16 protein-coding genes are annotated in these 16,110 nt (G+C 69.2%); 6 read left to right on the forward strand and 10 right to left on the reverse strand.

Translation table 11 applies throughout. The features are described 5' to 3' along the window. Nucleotides 1–254: 254 nt before the first annotated feature. From cysS to EX88_RS0103060, 3 genes are all read left to right on the forward strand, one after another. Nucleotides 255–1,643 carry a cysteine--tRNA ligase gene (gene cysS, locus EX88_RS0103050; RefSeq protein WP_031370536.1) on the forward strand — a complete coding sequence of 463 codons (1,389 nt, stop codon included), beginning with the start codon at nt 255–257 and terminating at the stop codon, nt 1,641–1,643. 107 nt (nt 1,644–1,750) lie between these two features. Then, nucleotides 1,751–2,188 carry a SufE family protein gene (locus EX88_RS0103055; protein WP_031370537.1) on the forward strand — a complete coding sequence of 146 codons (438 nt, stop codon included), beginning with the start codon at nt 1,751–1,753 and terminating at the stop codon, nt 2,186–2,188. 59 nt (nt 2,189–2,247) lie between these two features. Continuing rightward, entirely contained in the window at nt 2,248–3,507 is a 1,260-nt protein-coding gene (locus EX88_RS0103060; RefSeq protein WP_031370538.1) for an MFS transporter, read from the forward strand. Between the two features lie 30 nt (nt 3,508–3,537). On the opposite strand, the gene EX88_RS0103065 is transcribed toward EX88_RS0103060, so the two are convergent. The 3 genes from EX88_RS0103065 to dksA form a co-directional block, all read right to left on the reverse strand. Continuing rightward, the gene (locus EX88_RS0103065; protein WP_031370539.1) at nt 3,538–3,894 is read right to left on the reverse strand and encodes a hypothetical protein; all 357 of its coding nucleotides are present in this window, start codon (nt 3,892–3,894) and stop codon (nt 3,538–3,540) included. A gap of 68 nt (nt 3,895–3,962) precedes the next feature. Then, a complete protein-coding gene (locus EX88_RS24270) occupies nt 3,963–4,520 on the reverse strand; it encodes an Imm30 family immunity protein (protein ID WP_081930580.1) in 558 nt (185 codons plus the stop codon). 72 nt (nt 4,521–4,592) lie between these two features. Next, nucleotides 4,593–5,693, reverse strand: coding sequence for an RNA polymerase-binding protein DksA (gene dksA / locus EX88_RS25055; RefSeq protein WP_081930581.1), 1,101 nt, complete (start codon nt 5,691–5,693; stop codon nt 4,593–4,595). Nucleotides 5,694–6,039: 346 nt separating this feature from the next. On the opposite strand from dksA, the gene yidD reads away from it, so the two are divergent. The 3 genes from yidD to EX88_RS0103090 are packed head-to-tail and all read left to right on the forward strand — an operon-like array spanning nt 6,040 to nt 8,494. After that, nucleotides 6,040–6,288: a membrane protein insertion efficiency factor YidD gene (yidD, locus tag EX88_RS27030; protein ID WP_031370542.1), complete on the forward strand. Its 249-nt coding sequence runs from the start codon at nt 6,040–6,042 to the stop codon at nt 6,286–6,288. Continuing rightward, complete coding sequence (locus EX88_RS0103085) at nt 6,273–7,604, forward strand: dihydroorotase (RefSeq protein WP_031370543.1); 1,332 nt, start codon at nt 6,273–6,275, stop codon at nt 7,602–7,604. The genes yidD and EX88_RS0103085 overlap by 16 nt, the downstream gene beginning before the upstream one ends. Next, a complete protein-coding gene (locus EX88_RS0103090) occupies nt 7,601–8,494 on the forward strand; it encodes a M23 family metallopeptidase (RefSeq protein WP_031370544.1) in 894 nt (297 codons plus the stop codon). The genes EX88_RS0103085 and EX88_RS0103090 overlap by 4 nt, the downstream gene beginning before the upstream one ends. A gap of 14 nt (nt 8,495–8,508) precedes the next feature. Here EX88_RS0103090 and EX88_RS0103095 read toward each other — a convergent pair whose 3' ends face one another. The 7 genes from EX88_RS0103095 to EX88_RS0103125 form a co-directional block, all read right to left on the reverse strand. Continuing rightward, nucleotides 8,509–9,369: a hypothetical protein gene (locus tag EX88_RS0103095; RefSeq protein WP_031370545.1), complete on the reverse strand. Its 861-nt coding sequence runs from the start codon at nt 9,367–9,369 to the stop codon at nt 8,509–8,511. Next, the gene (locus tag EX88_RS0103100) at nt 9,366–11,084 is read right to left on the reverse strand and encodes a GGDEF domain-containing protein (RefSeq protein WP_161786071.1); all 1,719 of its coding nucleotides are present in this window, start codon (nt 11,082–11,084) and stop codon (nt 9,366–9,368) included. The genes EX88_RS0103095 and EX88_RS0103100 overlap by 4 nt, the downstream gene beginning before the upstream one ends. A 214-nt stretch (nt 11,085–11,298) precedes the next feature. After that, nucleotides 11,299–12,252, reverse strand: a complete 954-nt coding sequence (gene folE2 / locus EX88_RS0103105) for a GTP cyclohydrolase FolE2 (protein WP_031370547.1) — start codon at nt 12,250–12,252, stop codon at nt 11,299–11,301. A gap of 78 nt (nt 12,253–12,330) precedes the next feature. Beyond that, entirely contained in the window at nt 12,331–13,086 is a 756-nt protein-coding gene (locus tag EX88_RS0103110; RefSeq protein WP_051884358.1) for a hypothetical protein, read from the reverse strand. Beyond that, nucleotides 13,068–13,769: a phosphoglycolate phosphatase gene (locus tag EX88_RS0103115; protein WP_031370549.1), complete on the reverse strand. Its 702-nt coding sequence runs from the start codon at nt 13,767–13,769 to the stop codon at nt 13,068–13,070. Before EX88_RS0103115 ends, EX88_RS0103110 begins: the two co-directional genes overlap by 19 nt. Further along, nucleotides 13,766–14,542, reverse strand: coding sequence for a bifunctional 2-polyprenyl-6-hydroxyphenol methylase/3-demethylubiquinol 3-O-methyltransferase UbiG (gene ubiG, locus EX88_RS0103120; protein WP_051884363.1), 777 nt, complete (start codon nt 14,540–14,542; stop codon nt 13,766–13,768). The genes EX88_RS0103115 and ubiG overlap by 4 nt, the downstream gene beginning before the upstream one ends. 199 nt (nt 14,543–14,741) lie before the next feature. Beyond that, nucleotides 14,742–16,082, reverse strand: a complete 1,341-nt coding sequence (locus EX88_RS0103125; RefSeq protein ID WP_031370551.1) for a TRZ/ATZ family hydrolase — start codon at nt 16,080–16,082, stop codon at nt 14,742–14,744. Nucleotides 16,083–16,110 lie beyond the last annotated feature (28 nt).

Here is a 16,110-nt window from a genome sequence, read left to right on the forward strand (position 1 = left end):
AGCCTGCGAGCTCTCGGCGCGGTGCCGGCGCCGCTTCGGAGGCCGGAAGCCGGCCGGATTGCGCACCGGGCCCGCGCCGTCGCGCCCGAATCCTCGCCCTGCCCCTGCCCACCTGCCCACCTGCCCGCCGTTCGCACCGGCACCGCCGCGGCGAAGCGCGAAGCGGATCGGCCGCATCGCCGGCCCGGATCGTCGCGGCGCGCACCGCGAGGGTCATCGGCCGTTAGAATGAACCGACCCCAAGCCGTATCTCCATGAGCCTGCATCTCTACAACAGCCTGTCGCGACAGGTCGAAGCCTTCGTCCCGCTGGATCCGGCACGCCCGACGATGTACGTCTGCGGCCCCACGGTCTACAACTTCGCGCATATCGGCAACGCCCGCGGCCCGGTCGTGTTCGGCGTGCTCGCCGACCTGCTGCGCCGTCGCTACGGCGTGCTGGCCTACGCGCGCAACATCACCGACGTCGACGACAAGATCAACGCCGCGGCCGCCGAACAGGGCGTGCCGATCTCGACCATCACCGATCGCTTCGCCGCCGCCTACCGCGAGGACATGTCCGGCCTCGGCGTGCGCCTGCCGGAGCTGGAACCGGCCGCGACCGCGCACATCGGCGAAATCGTGACGATGATCGAGCGCCTGATCGAAAACGGTCACGCCTACGCCGCCGAAGGCCACGTACTGTTCTCGATCGAGACCTACGACGGCTACGGCAAGCTCTCGCGCCGCGACATCGACGACATGCGCGCCGGCGCCCGCATCGAGGTCGCGCCGTACAAGCGCGACGCCGGCGACTTCGTCCTGTGGAAGCCCTCGACCGGCGACCTGCCGGGCTGGGACTCGCCCTGGGGCCGCGGCCGCCCGGGCTGGCATATCGAGTGCTCGGCGATGGCCGCCGCGCACCTGGGCGAAACCATCGACATCCACGCCGGCGGCGTCGACCTGGTGTTTCCGCACCACGAGAACGAAATCGCCCAGAGCGAATGCGCCCACGGCGGCAAGACCTTCGCCCGCTTCTGGCTGCACAACGGCATGCTCAATTTCGACGGCGGCAAGATGGCCAAGTCGAAGGGCAACATCGAGACCGTGCGCGACCTGCTCGGCAAGCATCCGGCCGAAGCGCTGCGCTATGCCCTGCTGTCGGCGCACTACCGCCAGCCGCTGGAATGGTCGCCGGGCCTGATCGAACAAAGCGCGCGCACCCTGGACCGTCTGTACGGCACCTTGCGCGAGCTGGCCGAGGTCGACGCCGGCGCCGTTGCGATCCCGGCCAGCATCGAGGCCGCGCTCGAGGACGACCTCAACACCCCGCAGGCGCTGGCCGAACTGGCGCGCATCGCCGGCGAAGCGCGCAAGGCCACCGACCCGGCCGAACAGGCTCAGCTCAAGCGCGACCTGCTCGGCGCCGGCCTGGCCCTGGGCCTGCTGCAGCAAGACCCGGCGGCGTGGTTCGTCGGCGCGGTCGATGCCGACGACGACGCCCGCATCCAGGACCTGGTCGACGAGCGCAACGCGGCCAAGAAAGCGCGCGATTTCGCCCGCGCCGACGCGATCCGCGACCAACTCGCCGGCGAAGGCATCCTGCTCGAGGACACGCCGGCCGGCGTGCGCTGGGTCAGGAAGCGCGCCACCCAGCCGGCCTGAGGCCGGTCGCGGCGACCACCGCTGCGCTTGTGCACGCCCGGCCGGCAACGGCCGCGGCGCACGCCCCGAATACCGCGCCAGGGACGGCCGCCTACCGTGATGAATCGATGATAGTCAGTCCCTTCCCGCTCGAATCCACCGCCGCGCAAGCGCAGGCCGCGATCCGCGAAGAATTCGCCTTCTTCGGCGACTGGTCCGAGCGTTACCAGTACCTGATCGACCTCGGCCGCAAGCTGCCCGACCTGCCGGACGAGTGGAAGACCGAACAGCATCGCCTGCTCGGTTGCCAGTCGATGGTCTGGATCGTGGTCGAAGGCGACGCCGACAAGCTGGTGTTCCATGCGATCAGCGACTCGGCCATCGTCTCCGGCCTGATCTACCTGGCCCTGCGTGTGTACTCGGGTCGCAGCGCGACCGAGATCGTCGCCACCCAGGCCGACTACATCGCCGACATCGGCCTGGCCAAGCACCTCTCGCCGACCCGCAGCAACGGCCTGGCGGCCTTGCTCGCCTTCGTCCGCGACCAGGCGCAACGCCGGCTGTGAGCACCGACGCCGACCGCCCCGCTGCCGTCGGCACCGGCTCCCGCGACGCTGCCACTACCATTCAAACCTCCGCCGCTCCAGCGATAGGCGCCGCGCAACTGCTGCGCAACCCCGGCTTCGTCGGCCTGCTGGTGTATCGCTTGCTGGGCATGCTGTCGTACCAGATCGTCGCGGTCACCGTCGGCTGGCATGTCTACGAAATCACCCACGACCCGCTCGCGCTCGGCCTGATCGGCCTGACCGAGGTCATCCCCTACTTCTGCTTCGCCCTGTTCGCAGGCTATGCGGTCGATCACCTGCCGCGGCGCAAGCTCGGCCTGTTCGCATGCCTCGGCTTGTTGTTGACGACGCTGATGCTGGCCGGCGTCGCCAGCGGCCATCTGCCGACCGGCGCGTTCGGTTTCGGCACTTTGACCATCTATGCGGCGATCGCCATCAACGGCGTGGTCCGCGCCTTCCTGGCGCCGGTCTACATGTCGTTGTTCGCGCGCGTGCTCAAGCGCGAGCACTACGCGCGCGGCGCCGGCGTCAGCAGCGTGGTCATGCAGACCGGGCTGGTGCTCGGCCCGGCGATGGGCGGCGCGCTGGTGGCTTGGGGCGGCAAGACCTCCGCGTATCTGGTCGCGGCCGGTTTCGCCCTGGCCGCGGCGGTCGCGATCATTTCCCTGCGCGTGACCGAACCGCCGGCGCCGGCCGAACGCGCGCCGGTGTTCAAGAGCATCGGCGAAGGCCTGCGCTTCGTCTTCAATAATCAGGTGGTGCTCGGCGCGCAGGCGCTGGACATGTTCTCGGTGTTGTTCGGCGGCGCGGTGGCGCTGTTGCCGGCCTTCATCAACGACATCCTGCATTACGGCCCGGAGGCCCTGGGCGTGCTGCGCGCGGCGCCGGCCGCCGGCGCGGTGCTGATCGGGTTGTGGCTGGCGAAACATCCGCCGCAGAAGAACGCCGGCCGCCTGCTGCTGTACGCGGTGGCCGGGTTCGGCCTGTGCATCATCGGCTTCGCCCTGTCGCGGCAGTTCTGGCTGTCGGCGGCGATGCTGATGTTGTCGGGCATGTGCGACGGCGTTTCGGTGGTGCTGCGCTCGACCATCCTGCAGTTGTCCACGCCCGACGAAATGCGCGGCCGGGTCTCGTCGATCAACGGCATCTTCATCGGCTCGTCGAACGAGCTCGGCGCGTTCGAATCGGGCCTGGCGGCGCGCCTGATGGGCCTGGTGCCGTCGGTGATCTTCGGCGGCTGCATGACCCTGGCGGTGGTCGGCGCGACCGCGAAACTGGCGCCGAAGCTGCGCCGGCTGGACCTGCGCGACCTGCAATGAGGCCGCGCCACGGCCGGATCAGCGGCCGGATCAATCGCTGCGCAGCCTGACCCGGCGACGCTCCGCTTCCGAATGTTCCGCCGCGTCGGCGCGCGGCACCGGTTTGCGGACGGCCGCCGCGACCGCGGCGACCAGGGCGATCAGGCCGTTCAAGGCCACCGCCGCGACCGCCACCAGCACGTCGCCATAGCTGCCGGCGGCGCTGGGCTCGGCATCGAGATTGGCCAACTGCCATACGCCCGCTCCGATCAGGGGCGAGCCGACCAGCAGGTTGAGCACGAACAAGGCCGGGCCGGCCACGCGGTCGAAGCGGTAGGACAGCCGCCACAGCACGAGGTTGAGGCCGATGATCAGCACCAGTGCGGCCAGTAACAGCAAATCGTCCATGAAGGGTGGCTGGGTTGTGCGGGTACGGACACGGTATCACCGCATGGGGTGCCGGTAGCCGCCGGCGGCTAAGCCGGCGATGCCGCAGGCGACATGTCGCGCAGGCGTCCGATGCCGGCCCGGCATCGCTCGGCGTAGTCCGGGTCGGCGGCGATCTCGTCGAGAATCGCGATCTCCTGCGCCCGCGCCTCTGCCTGCAGCGGAACGAACGCATCGAGCAACCCGGCAAAGTGCGGCGGCGAATTGAGTATCCGGGTGTGCAACAAGGCGCACCACTCCGGCGCCCGCTGCCGCAACGTCGTCAGGTTTTGCGCCAGCGCAGCGAAATACCGGTCCGAGGCAAAGCTTTCGACGGCGTGAACGACGCCGAAGATCACCTCATGGAATTCGCAATCGTCGTCGAGCAGGCCGAGCAAGACAGGGATCAAGGCCTCGTCCTCGGCGCGATACGCCTCGGCGATCAAGGCGTCGAAGCGCGCCACATTGGTGTCGTCGACCGGCCCGAAGGCGAGCAGGTCGCGGCGGATCTCGGAGGTGGGGCGCATCGTGCATCGCTCCTGGGCAACTCGTGGTGGGTGCGTCGTACCGGGGTCGATCCGGCACAGCGTGCCCGGCCCGGCCTGCATCGTAGCGGCGCGGCCGCAAACGAAAAGCCCCGCTTTCGCGGGGCCTTTCGTGATGCGGGACGAAGCGACGGTTCAGTCGCCCATCTGCTTCTGCAGATGTTCCCAACGCTCCTGGGCGTCGATGGTGCGCTCGGCGGTCAGGCGCGCCTCCAGGCGCTCCAGGCCGATTTCTTCGCCGGTGTCGACGCAGAAACCGTAGTCGCCGGAATCCACGCGCTTGAGGGTGCTGTCGATTTTGCTGATCAGCTTGCGGTAACGGTCGCGGGTGCGAAGCTCGAGCGAGTTTTCGGTCTCGCGGGTGGCGCGCTCGGCCTCGTCGCCGACATCGCGCACTTCGTCCTTGAGGTTCTCGATGGTCTGCTTCGACTCTTCGACCAGGTCGGTGCGCCACTGCAACAGACGCTGGCGGAAGTACTCCAGCTGCAGCGGGCTCATGTATTCCTCGTCCGACGCCGGCTTGTAGCCTTCCGGCACGAGCGGACGACCGGTGGCGGGGTCGTTCTTGTAGGGCACGACCTTGACCTTGGTTTTCGGGGCGGGGGTTTGTTGGCTCTTGGCGGTCACGGCCACGGCGACCTTGCCGGCCGGGCGCGGAGCCGGAGCGGCGGCGGTTGTCGCAGGCTTGCCCGCGGGAGTTTTGCTGGATGCTGTCTGGGTCACTGTGTTCTTGCTTTGGTCGGAGATGCTGACGACCTGCGCCGGGGCGACCTTGGAGGACGGCGGCGACGCGGGCTGCTTGTCGGCAGGCTTGGCTGCGGGCTTCACAGCTTCGGGCTTTTTCACTTCAGTTTTCTTAAGCTCGGGCTTCTTTGCTCCGCTGTCCTTGCTTGCCGCGGATTTATTGGCCGGTGCGGGCACCGCCTTCTTCGCCGGAACCGCCGGCTTGGCGGCCGGCTTCTTCGCGGCCGGAGCCTTGGCAGGCGCCGTCTTCTTCGCGGGCGCGGCCTTCTTGGCCGCCGGTTTGCTCGGCGTGGCTTTCTTGACTGCTGCCGTCTTGGTCGCCGCGGGCTTGCTCGCAGGCTTCTTGGCCGCGGGCGTCTTGACCGCAGGCTTCTTGGCGACCGCCTTCTTCGGCGCAGGCTTGGCCACGGGTTTGGCCACCTTCTTAGCGGCCGGCTTGACGGTCTTCTTGGCGGCCTTGGCGGCCTTCTTCGCAGGTTTTTTCACTGCCACGAGCGGCTTGTCCTTCTATTCCCTGAGGGCGCCCCTGGACGCCGTCCAGGAGCTTCGCGGGCCAAGCATGACCCACCCGGTCATCAAATGCACATGCGTTCGACGACCGCAAGTGAAATCCGACATTACGCCGGTTTTCGCCCGGTCCGAGCAAACTTGGCGGCTTCGCTTCCACGCCGCACGGACCTTCGTCTTGCACTTGCCTTGTTTGGGGAAAGCGCGCTGTTATACCCTGCTGCGGCACCCGCGGCAACCGCGCGAAATACCCGGCCAAACGCAGTGCCCGCGGGTCTATCCAGCGCCCCGGCCCTGCCTTAGTCCCTACCGTTGCCGGCATGAAGGAAACGTGATCGACCGCCTGCTCATCGCCCTGCTTCATGGCTACAAACGTTGGATCAGTCCGATGTTAGGCCAGCGCTGCCGTTTCTATCCCAGTTGCTCGTCGTACTCGATGCAGGCCATCGAGCGCTTCGGCGCGCTCAAGGGCAGCTGGCTCACGGTCCGGCGCATCGCGCGCTGCCATCCCCTGCACCCCGGCGGGCACGATCCGGTGCCGCCCCTGGAACCTGGAAAGCACTCATGTCATCGACACTGATCGTCAACGCCCGCCTGGTCAACGAAGGACGCGAGTACGACGGCGACCTGCGCATCGAGGACGGCCACATCGCCCAGATCGGCAGCGGCCTGGCCGCGCGCGGCAACGAAACCGTGGTCGACGCCCGGGGCCGGCGCCTGCTGCCGGGCATGATCGACGACCAGGTTCACTTCCGTGAACCGGGCCTGGAGTACAAGGCCGACATGGCGACCGAGTCGGCCGCGGCGGTCGCCGGCGGCCTGACCACGTTCATGGACATGCCCAACACCAATCCCCCGACCCTGGATGCGCAGGCGCTGGAGGACAAATACCGCCGCGCCGCCGGCCGCGCCTGGGGCAACTACGGCTTCTACCTGGGCGCCAGCAACGACAACCTGGCCGCGATCCAGACCCTGGACCCGCGCACGGCGCCCGGTGTGAAAGTGTTCATGGGCGCTTCGACCGGCAACATGTTGGTCGACGATCCGGTCACCCTCGACGCGATCTTCCGCGACGTGCCGACGCCGATCATCACCCACTGCGAAGACACGCCGATGATCGACGCCGAACTGGCGCGCTACAAGGCACAGTACGGCGACGACATCCCGGCCCGCTTCCATCCCGACATCCGCTCGCGCGAGGCCTGCAAGAAATCCACCGAACTGGCGATCTCGCTGGCGCGCCGGCACGGCACCCGCCTGCACGTGCTGCACATCAGCACCGCCGACGAGCTGGCGCTGTTCGAAGCCGGCCCGATCGAAGGCAAGCGCATCACCGCCGAGACCTGCATCCATTTCCTGCGCTTCGACCGCGACGACTACGAGAAGCTCGGCCACCTGATCAAGTGCAATCCGGCGATCAAGGACCCGGCCGACCGCGAGGCGCTGATCCGCGCGGTCGCCGGCGACGTGATCGACGTGCTCGCCACCGACCACGCCCCGCACACCCTGGAAGAAAAAGCCCGCCCCTACACCGGCGCGCCGAGCGGCCTGCCCTTGGTGCAGTTCGCGCTCAATGCCGCGCTGGAACTGGTCCACGAAGGCCATTTGACCACCGCCCAGGTGGTCGACAAATTCGCCCACGCGCCGGCCAAGCTGTTCGACGTCGACCGGCGCGGCTTCCTGCGCGAGGGCTATGCCGCCGATCTGGTGCTGATCGACGACACGCCCTACACGGTGCAGCGCGAGGACGTGCTGTCCAAGTGCGGTTGGTCGCCGTTCGAGGGCCGCACCTTCCATTCGCGCATCGCCTCGACCTGGGTCAATGGCGTGTTGGCCTGGGACGGCAGCGCCCTGGTCGGCGCACCGAACGGACAGCGCCTGGCGTTCAATCGATGAGGGCAGTGCTCGCGGGCTCGATGCTGGTCGCGGCGTGGCTGGCCCCGGTGGCCTTCGCCGGTGCGCAAACCGCGCAGGTCGCGGCGCCGGCGCGCGCGCCGGCCGACACCCGCATCGTGTTTCCGCCGGCGGTGCAGCAAGGCGCGCTGGTGATCGGCAAGGTCCCGGCCGGCAGCGTCGTGCGCTACGGCGAGCGCGTTCTGCGCACGACCGGCTACGGCACGGTGGTGTTCGGCGTCGGCCGCGAGGCCAGCGGGACGGTGGCCGTGCAGGTCGAGACCGCGCCGGGTCGCGCCGAAACCGTACGCATCGCGGTGACGCCGCGCGACTTCCCGACCGAATACATCCAGGGCGTGCCGCCCAAGACCGTCAACCCGCCGCCGGAGATCGCCGCGCGCATCGAGCGCGAGCAGGCCGAAGTCACCGCCGCGCGCGCGCGCGACGACGACCGCGCCGATTTCGCCCAGCCCTTCGTCTGGCCGGTGCGCGGCCGCATCAGCGGCCGTTTCGGCAACCAGCGCGTCTACAACGGCCAGAAAGGTTCCGGCCATTCCGGCATGGACATCGCCGCGCCGACCGGCACCGCGATCGCGGCACCGGCCGCCGGCGTAGTCACCTTCGCCAAGCCCGGCCTGTACCTGACCGGCGGCACCGTGCTGCTCGACCATGGCCACGGCGTCAGCTCGAACTTCCTGCACCTGTCGCGCATCGACGTCAAAGTCGGCGACCGCGTCGCCCAGGGCCAGACCCTCGGCGCGGTCGGCGCGACCGGACGCGCGACCGGCCCACACCTGCACTGGGGCATGAACTGGTTCGACGTGCGGGTCGACCCGCTGCTGGTGTTGGAACGCGGGCAAGCGACCCAGGCGGCGAAAGCGCCTACGCCGTAAGAGCTATCTGGCGCTCAAGTGGCGCCGGGCGCCGAATACAGGCGGCCGAGCGGCTCGTAGGAAGGCGAGCGTTCCAGCTCGCACAAGCGCAGCCACTTCGGATTCGGCTGGCGCGGCCCCGCCGCAAGCAGGCCGGCGCCGGTCGAGATCAGACCGAGCCGCGAACGCGCCGCGGTCGTGGCGATGTAGAAATCGCCGTCGTCGACGCCCGCGTCGCCGTCGAACGACGGCAACAGGCGGCGTTCCTCGGGCAACCACGGTGCGATCTGCAGCCACAACGCCGGCCAATCGATCTGCGGAAACGGCGCAGCGCGCGCCGCCATCGGGGTCAGCTGCGGCGCCAGGCGCCCAGGCGGCTGCACCGGGTTCTCGGCGAAGCACCGATAGACGAATTCGCTCGCGGTCATCGCATCGGCGCCGGCGCGGGCGACGCGCTGCAAGGCTTCGTACAGCACCCGGCGCAAGGCCGGTTGCGGCGGCAGCTCGCGCTCGCGCACCGCCGCGAGCACGCCGAGCGCGCGCAAAGGGTCGCCGGCATAGTTCGGCCGGCGCAAGGACAAGGCATGCGCCAGCACGGCGATGCGGTCGTTGTCCTGCAAGTCCTCGCCCTGCCCCGACAAGGGGCGGCGCACGTCCACCGCGACCACATCGGCTGCGCCCAGGCGTTCGTCCAGGGCCGGCTCGACCACGCCGCCGGCGCCGAAATCGATCACGCAACCGGCGCGGCCGACCAACAACACATGGTCGTAGTCGCTGTCCCCGAACCAAGTGGTCAACGTCGCCAGCTCGTTACGGTTGCGCATCAGCAGCAGGTCGCCGGTGCGCAACTGCGCCGCCGAGACCGTGGCCGGGCTCGCGCCGTCCGGCGGATTCATGACACGACCTCGCGTTCGGGCGCGACGCTGTGGCCGGTGACGCGGTCGCGCCCGGCCGACTTGCTCGCATACAAGGCGGCGTCGGCGCGTTCGAGCAACTGCTCCGGGGTTTCGCCGGTGCGTAACTCGGCCACGCCGAGACTCAGGCTGACCGGCAACAGGCGGCCGTCGATCGACAGCGGGCTGCCGCTGACCGATTCGCGCAGATGCTCGGCGACCCGGATCGCGTCGCGCAGATAAGTGTCGGCCAACACCACCAGCACTTCGTCGCCGCCGTAACGGCCGAACAGGTCGTAGGCGCGCAAACGATTGCGGGTGCGCAGCGAAACGATGCGCAGGGTTTCGTCGCCGACGCGGTGGCCGTGTTCGTCGTTGATGCGCTTGAAGTGGTCGATGTCGAAGAACACCACCGACAAGGGCCGGTGCGAACGGTGCGCGCTCTCGACCGCGCCGCGCAGGCTTTGCGAGATCGCCGCGCGCGTCATCGCCCCGGTCAGGCTGTCGTAGGTAGCCAGGCGATTGGCGGTGTCGCGGTCGCGCCGCAGCTGCTGCAGTTTCGAGGTCAGGCCGAGCAACAGGCCGAGCCCGCCGAAGGCCAGGCCGACCGGGAAGGAATATTCCAGCCAGGCGTACTCCGGCCACCACTCGTGATTGGCGCCGACCAGGACCACCAGCAGCACCATCAACGGCGACCACGCCAGCAGCAGGAAATACGCTTCGCGCTGGCGCCGCCAGATCGCCACCACGGTGCAGTACAGCACCAGCGCGATCACCAACAGCAGGTTGAGATTGCCGAACAGCGCGCTGTGCTTCCAGGTCCGGAACAAGGACACCAGCAGCAGCGCGCCGAGCGAGACGCTGCAGTAATCGAGGATGCGTGCGACCTTCGGCTGGGTCGTGCGCAGGCCGAGGAAGAAGATCAAGAAGCGAATGCTGGCGAGCACCGCCGCGGTATTGAGCACGACGTTGGTGCGCCCGTCCGGGGCGATCTCGTCGAGCCAGGGAATTGCGCGCATCTCGCCGCCGTCGGCGGTCAGGGTCAGGATCTGCAGGACCAGGGTCAGGCCGAGGTAGGCATAGCCGCGCTCGCGCAGACCGGCCCAGAAACCGAACGCGAGCACCGCCGCCACCCCCATCGCGGTCAGCACCACGCTGCGCAGGCCCACGTGCAGCATGTCCTCGCGCTGGACCTTCGCCAGCGGCTGGATCGTCACCTTGGACGGCAGCACGTCGACCGTCAGCACGCGCAGGTACAGCGAGTCGCCGCGGCGCAGGCCCTTCGGCAAGGGAAAGACGATGAAGCGGGTGGAATGGCTGAAGTCGGTGTCGGGCCCGTAGATCGAACGCCGCAGCGGCACCGCGTCGCCCGGGCGCCACAGTTCGATCTCGCGGCGATAGGGCCGGCTGATCACCAACTGCGGCGCATCGGATTCGGCGACGTCCTGGTCGGCCGTCACCCGCCACCACACCGGCTGGCGCCGCGGCGCCGAAATCTGGTTGCCGGCGATGCTTACGAACTCGCGATCGAATTCGCCCCCGAGTATCCGCGCCGGCACCGGGTCCTGGCCCAGGCGGGACAGACTCAGCGACGGCGACGCATAGGAGGCGCGGCCCGGCGAAGCCAGGCCCAAGGATTGCGCCGACACGATCGTCGCCACCCACATTCCCAGCAGCACCAACAGGGTCTGCCAGGCTCGACGCGAGGGTTTCCCCATGCCCCTTCCGGTCACAAGTCTGGTGAACCGAGCATAGCCCATGGGCCTCCCGCTCCGGGGGAGGGGGCCGTCACGGTTTGGGCCTCGAATCTGTGCACTCGCACACGCCTCCATGCATTGCCGCAGCGATCCTGCCGCGGCCTGGAGGAGATGCTACACGTCCGTTACGTCGCCGCGATGCCGACTATCCGTAGGACATCGCCGCGTCGCAGCGTCAGTCGCGGGCGCCCTGCCCGGTGACCCGGGCGACGGCGTCGTGCGCGTGTAGGCTTTCGAAGTGGGCGATCTGCGCGTCGAAACGTTCGATGCGCTTGTCGTGCGACAAGGCGGCGGCGACACGGCGCGCGGCGTCTTCGCAGAACATCAGGTTTTCGGCGTTGAGACGGGCGAAGGCTTGCTCGTCCTCGCGCTTGACCGCGGTCTGCACCGGCGTGCCGAGGGCGTGTTCGATCGCGTCGATCAGCGCCACCAGCGGGACTTCGTCGAAAGCCGGACGCAGTTCGACGCGGACGTCAGCGCGGCTGCGCTGGGCGTGCGGTGTCGCCGCTAGGCCGCGTTCGGACGCCAGCCAATCGCTGACCACCGCGGTCGACAGCGGATGGGCGGCGGCGAAGTCGTCGGCGAAGCGTTCGGCGTTGAGCTGGCGCGACAGCGCCGCCGAGGCCGGACAGGTGCTGGAGTACTCGACCGCGAAACGCAGGCCCAGGTGCAAGTGACCGTCGAGCAGGCGCGCGTCGATCTCGACCGGGTAGCGCTTCCAGCCGGCGTTGTGGCTGGCGAGCGCCGGACGCAGCAGCAACTGCTCGTAGCGCAGGACCAGGCGCGCGGCGCTGGAAATGCCGCCCTGGCCGTCGACCAGGCTCTGCAGCACGCGACGCAGGCCGGCCGGGGTCACCGTCTCGCTGGCGAAGGCGTTCTGCAGATGCAGGTACATGCGCGACATGTGGATGCCGCGCGCGTCGGCATCGCGCAGATTCACCGAGACGTCGACCGAGGCCGCGACCTGGATCGAACTGCCGTCGGCCGCGGCGATCCGCAGCGGCAAGGCGATGTTGGACATCCCGACCCAATCGAGCGGTCGCGCCGCGGCGGCGGCGTCGAAGGCGACATCGGGCAGGACGGGCTTGAGTGCGGAGGGGGTCTTGGGAGGATTCACGACGGCAGACATGGGGGCGCGTGGGGGGAACGCAACGCCGTCATTCTAGCCGCAGGGGGGCCGGGCGCCCCCTGCCCGGCCCTGCAACGGTCAGTTGCGGGCGCCGCGCCAGGCCGCCAGCAAGGCCGTCCACGGCGACAGCGGCCGGGCCGCGTCGCCACGTTGCAGGCGGGTATGGGCCAGGGCCGTCCACAAGCGCCGCGGCACGGTCGAGCCGCCGCGGGCCGGCCACTGGGCCAGCAGTTCGCGGCTCCATTCGGCCGCCGCGCCCTCGCCCGGACGCGCCATGCTGCGCGCGACCACGCTCAGCGGCACCGCCGCGTCGCCCTGCAGGACCAGTCGCGCTTCCAGCAGCGAGGACAGGATCGGTGCCACCGCCGCTTCGGCCAACTGCCCCGGTACCGGCCCGAACAGGGCCAAGTCGATGGCGCCGATGGCCTCGGCCAGCGGGGTCAAGGCCTCGAAGGCCTCGTTACGGTCGCCCGGGCGTTCGCGGCTGTCGCGCAGCGACGGCAGCATCACCGCCAGCGCCTTCCACGGCGCCGCTTGCCGCTGCAGGGCCAAACCGAGCGGGTGCCGGCGACGGCCCTGGCTCCAGCCCTGCAGTTCTTCGATCCACCAGCCGAGCTTGGCTTCGCCGGGCGCGGCATCGCTGCCGCCCCAGGCGGCGTCGGTCAGTTCCTGCTGCAGGCTCGCCCAGGCCACCGCGGTGCCGCGCTGGGCGCGCGGCACGAACACTTCGGCCACCGACCATTCCGGCCAGCGCGCGCGCCACTTGCCGGTGAAGTCTTCCAGCGCGTCGTCGCGTTCGGCGGCAGCCGCTGCGGTCATCGCGTCGCCGGCCATGCGCCTGGCTCGCTCAAACTCGAAGGCAGCTCGACCAGCACGTCGCCCTGCCAGGCGATCGGGTCGTCCTCGGCCAGGCGATAGCCCCACAGCGCCACCACCGAGGCCATGCCGGCGGCGCGCGCGGCGACGATGTCGCGCTCGTCGTCGCCGACGTAGATGCAATCGCCGGGGCGCATGCCGATCAATTCGGCGGCATGGGTCAACGGCAGCGGATCGGGCTTGCGCACCGCCAGGGTGTCGCCGCCGATCAGCACCGCGCAGCGCGTCTGCCAACCCAGCAGCGGGATCAGCTTGCGCGCGAGGTATTCGGGTTTGTTGGTGACGATGCCCCAGACGCAGCCGGCCGCTTCCAGCGCCGCCAGCATCGCTTCGATGCCCTCGAACGGTGCGCCGTGCAGGCCGAGCTCGCTTTCGTAAAGGTCGAGGAATTCCTGCACCCAGCCATCGCGCTCGCCGGCGTCGATGTCGGGAAAGGCCGCGCCGATCATCGCCCGCGAACCCTTCGACACGTGCGGACGCAAAAGGTCGAGGCTGATCGGGTCGCGACCGCGATCGGCGCGCATGCGGTTGGCGACGGCCAGCATGTCCGGCGCGCTGTCGAGCAAGGTGCCGTCGAGATCGAACAGCACCGCCTTCGGAAAGGCGCGTGCGTCGGCCTGGCCGAGCGAAGCGGCGGTCATGCGTCGAGCTCCGGCTTCAGCGCACAAGCCAGGTAGTTGACGTCGGTACGCGAGATCACCCGCGCCGCGTTGCGCCAGGGCTCGTACATCAGGCCGCTGACGTCCTCCATCCGCAGGCCGGCCTCGCGCAACCAGGCGGCGAGTTCGGACGGCTTGATGAAGTCGCGGTACTGGTGGGTGCCCTTGGGCAGCACCCGCGCCACGTATTCGGCGCCGACGATGGCCAGCGCGAACGCCGCCGGGGTGCGGTTGAGGGTCGACAGGAACAGGCGTCCGCCGGGCTTGAGCAGGCGCGCGCAGGCGCGCACGACCGCGGCCGGATCGGGCACGTGTTCGAGCATCTCCATGCAGGTGATCGCATCGAAGCGGCCCGGCATTTCCTCGGCCAGGCTCTCGGCCGGCTGCAAGCGGTAGTCGATGGCGACGCCGGTCTCCAGGCGATGCAGCTTGGCGACCTTGATTAGTTCCGGCGCCAGATCGATCGCGGTGACCTGCGCGCCGGCCGCGGCCAGGGCTTCGCTCAGCAGACCGCCGCCGCAACCGACGTCGAGCACCTGCGCATCGCGCAGATTCGCGCGCTGGGCGACGTAGCCCAGGCGCGCCGGGTTGAGTGCGTGCAAGGCCTTTTGCGGGCCTTCCGGGTCCCACCAGCGATTGGCCAGGGCGCCGAACTTGTCGAGTTCGGCCTGGCTGAAATTATCGTGCTCGGCCGCGGTGCTTGCGCCCTCGGACGTGTCGGAGGGAGTGTGCGGGGTCGAATTGGCTGCGCTCATGACTTCCTGCCCGTCATTGCTGCGGATCGTTGCGGAGCGTTCTCTTCGCGCAGAGCGCGGGAGGATCGGTCCGGCGTGGCGCGGGCCGTGCCCGCGGCTGTGGATCGATAGTGTGAAGCAAGCGCCGCCGATGCGCCGTCGAGGCTGCGCAAGCGCACAGCGACAGCACCGGATGGCGATCGCGTCGCGGCGATCGCGCTCAGCGCCGGATCGTCGCGATGCGTTCGCGCCATTGCCGGGCGTTCGCGACCAGGGCCGCGGTGTCCATGTCGATCAGCTCGCGCTGGCGCAGCTTGCTGCGCCCGGCGATCCAGACGTCGCTGACCTGGTGACGGCCGGTCGCATAGATCAACTGCGAGACCACGTGGTGCACCGGCTGGGTTTCGAGCTGGCCGAGGTCGACGCAGACCAGGTCGGCCTGCTTGCCGATCTCGATCGAACCGATCTTGGCTTCGAAGCCGAGCGCCTTGGCGCCGCCGAGGGTGGCCGCGCGCAGCGACTTGAACGCGTCCAGGGCCGAGGCGTCGTTGGCAACGGCCTTGGCCAGGAACGCCGCGGTGCGGGTCTCGCCGAACATGTCGAGGTCGTTATTGCTGGCGCAGCCGTCGGTACCGATCGCCAGGTTGACCCCGGCCTGATCGAGCTTGCACGTCGGACAGAAACCCGAGGCCAGCTTGAGATTGGATTCCGGGCAATGCACCACGCTGACGCCGCGCTCGGCGCACAGGGCGATCTCGGCGTCGGTGAGTTGGGTCATGTGCACCGCGATCAGGCGGTCGGTGACCAGGCCGAGCCGGTCCAGGCGCGCCAACGGGCGCTGGCCGTGCAGCTTGATCGAGTCGGCGACTTCCTGCGCGGTCTCGTGGGTGTGCAGATGGATCGGCAGGTCGAGCTGGTCGGCGAGCATGCGAATGCGCTCGAAGTTCGCGTCGCTCACCGTGTACGGCGCATGCGGCGCGAACGTGGTCGCGACCAGCGCATCGTCGCGCCACAGGTCGTGCACTTCGCCGGCGCGGTCGAAATATTCGTCGGAGCTCTTGGCCCAGGCGGTCGGGAAATCGATCACCGGCAGGCCGACCCGGGCGCGGAAACCGTGGCGCTTGTAGACCGCGGCCTGCACATCGGGGAAGAAATAGTTTTCGTTGGCGCAGGTGGTGCCGCCGCGCAGCATCTCGGCGATCGCCAGGGTGATGCCGTCCTCGACGAACTCCGGCCCGATCACCGCGCCTTCGACCGGCCAGATGTGGCCCTGCAGCCATTCCATCAGCGGCAGATCGTCGGCGATCCCGCGCAGCAGGGTCATCGGGTTGTGGGTATGGGCGTTGACCAGGCCCGGGATCAGCGCGGCCTCGGGCCGCGACACCGTCTGCGCGGCGGCGTAGCGCGTACGCGCTTCGGCGCTCGGCAGCAGGCCGACGATGACGCCGTCCTTGATCGCCACGGCATGGTCTTCGAGCACCACCGCATGCGGTTCGACCGGCACCACCCAGCCCGCTTCGATCAACAGGTCGCAGGCGATGGGCGGATGTTCGTGGGTCATATGCGCTCGCTCGTGAGGCTGTGGGCAC

The sequence above is a fragment of the Lysobacter antibioticus genome (assembly GCF_000731095.1).
Classification (GTDB): Bacteria; Pseudomonadota; Gammaproteobacteria; order Xanthomonadales; family Xanthomonadaceae; genus Lysobacter; species Lysobacter antibioticus_B.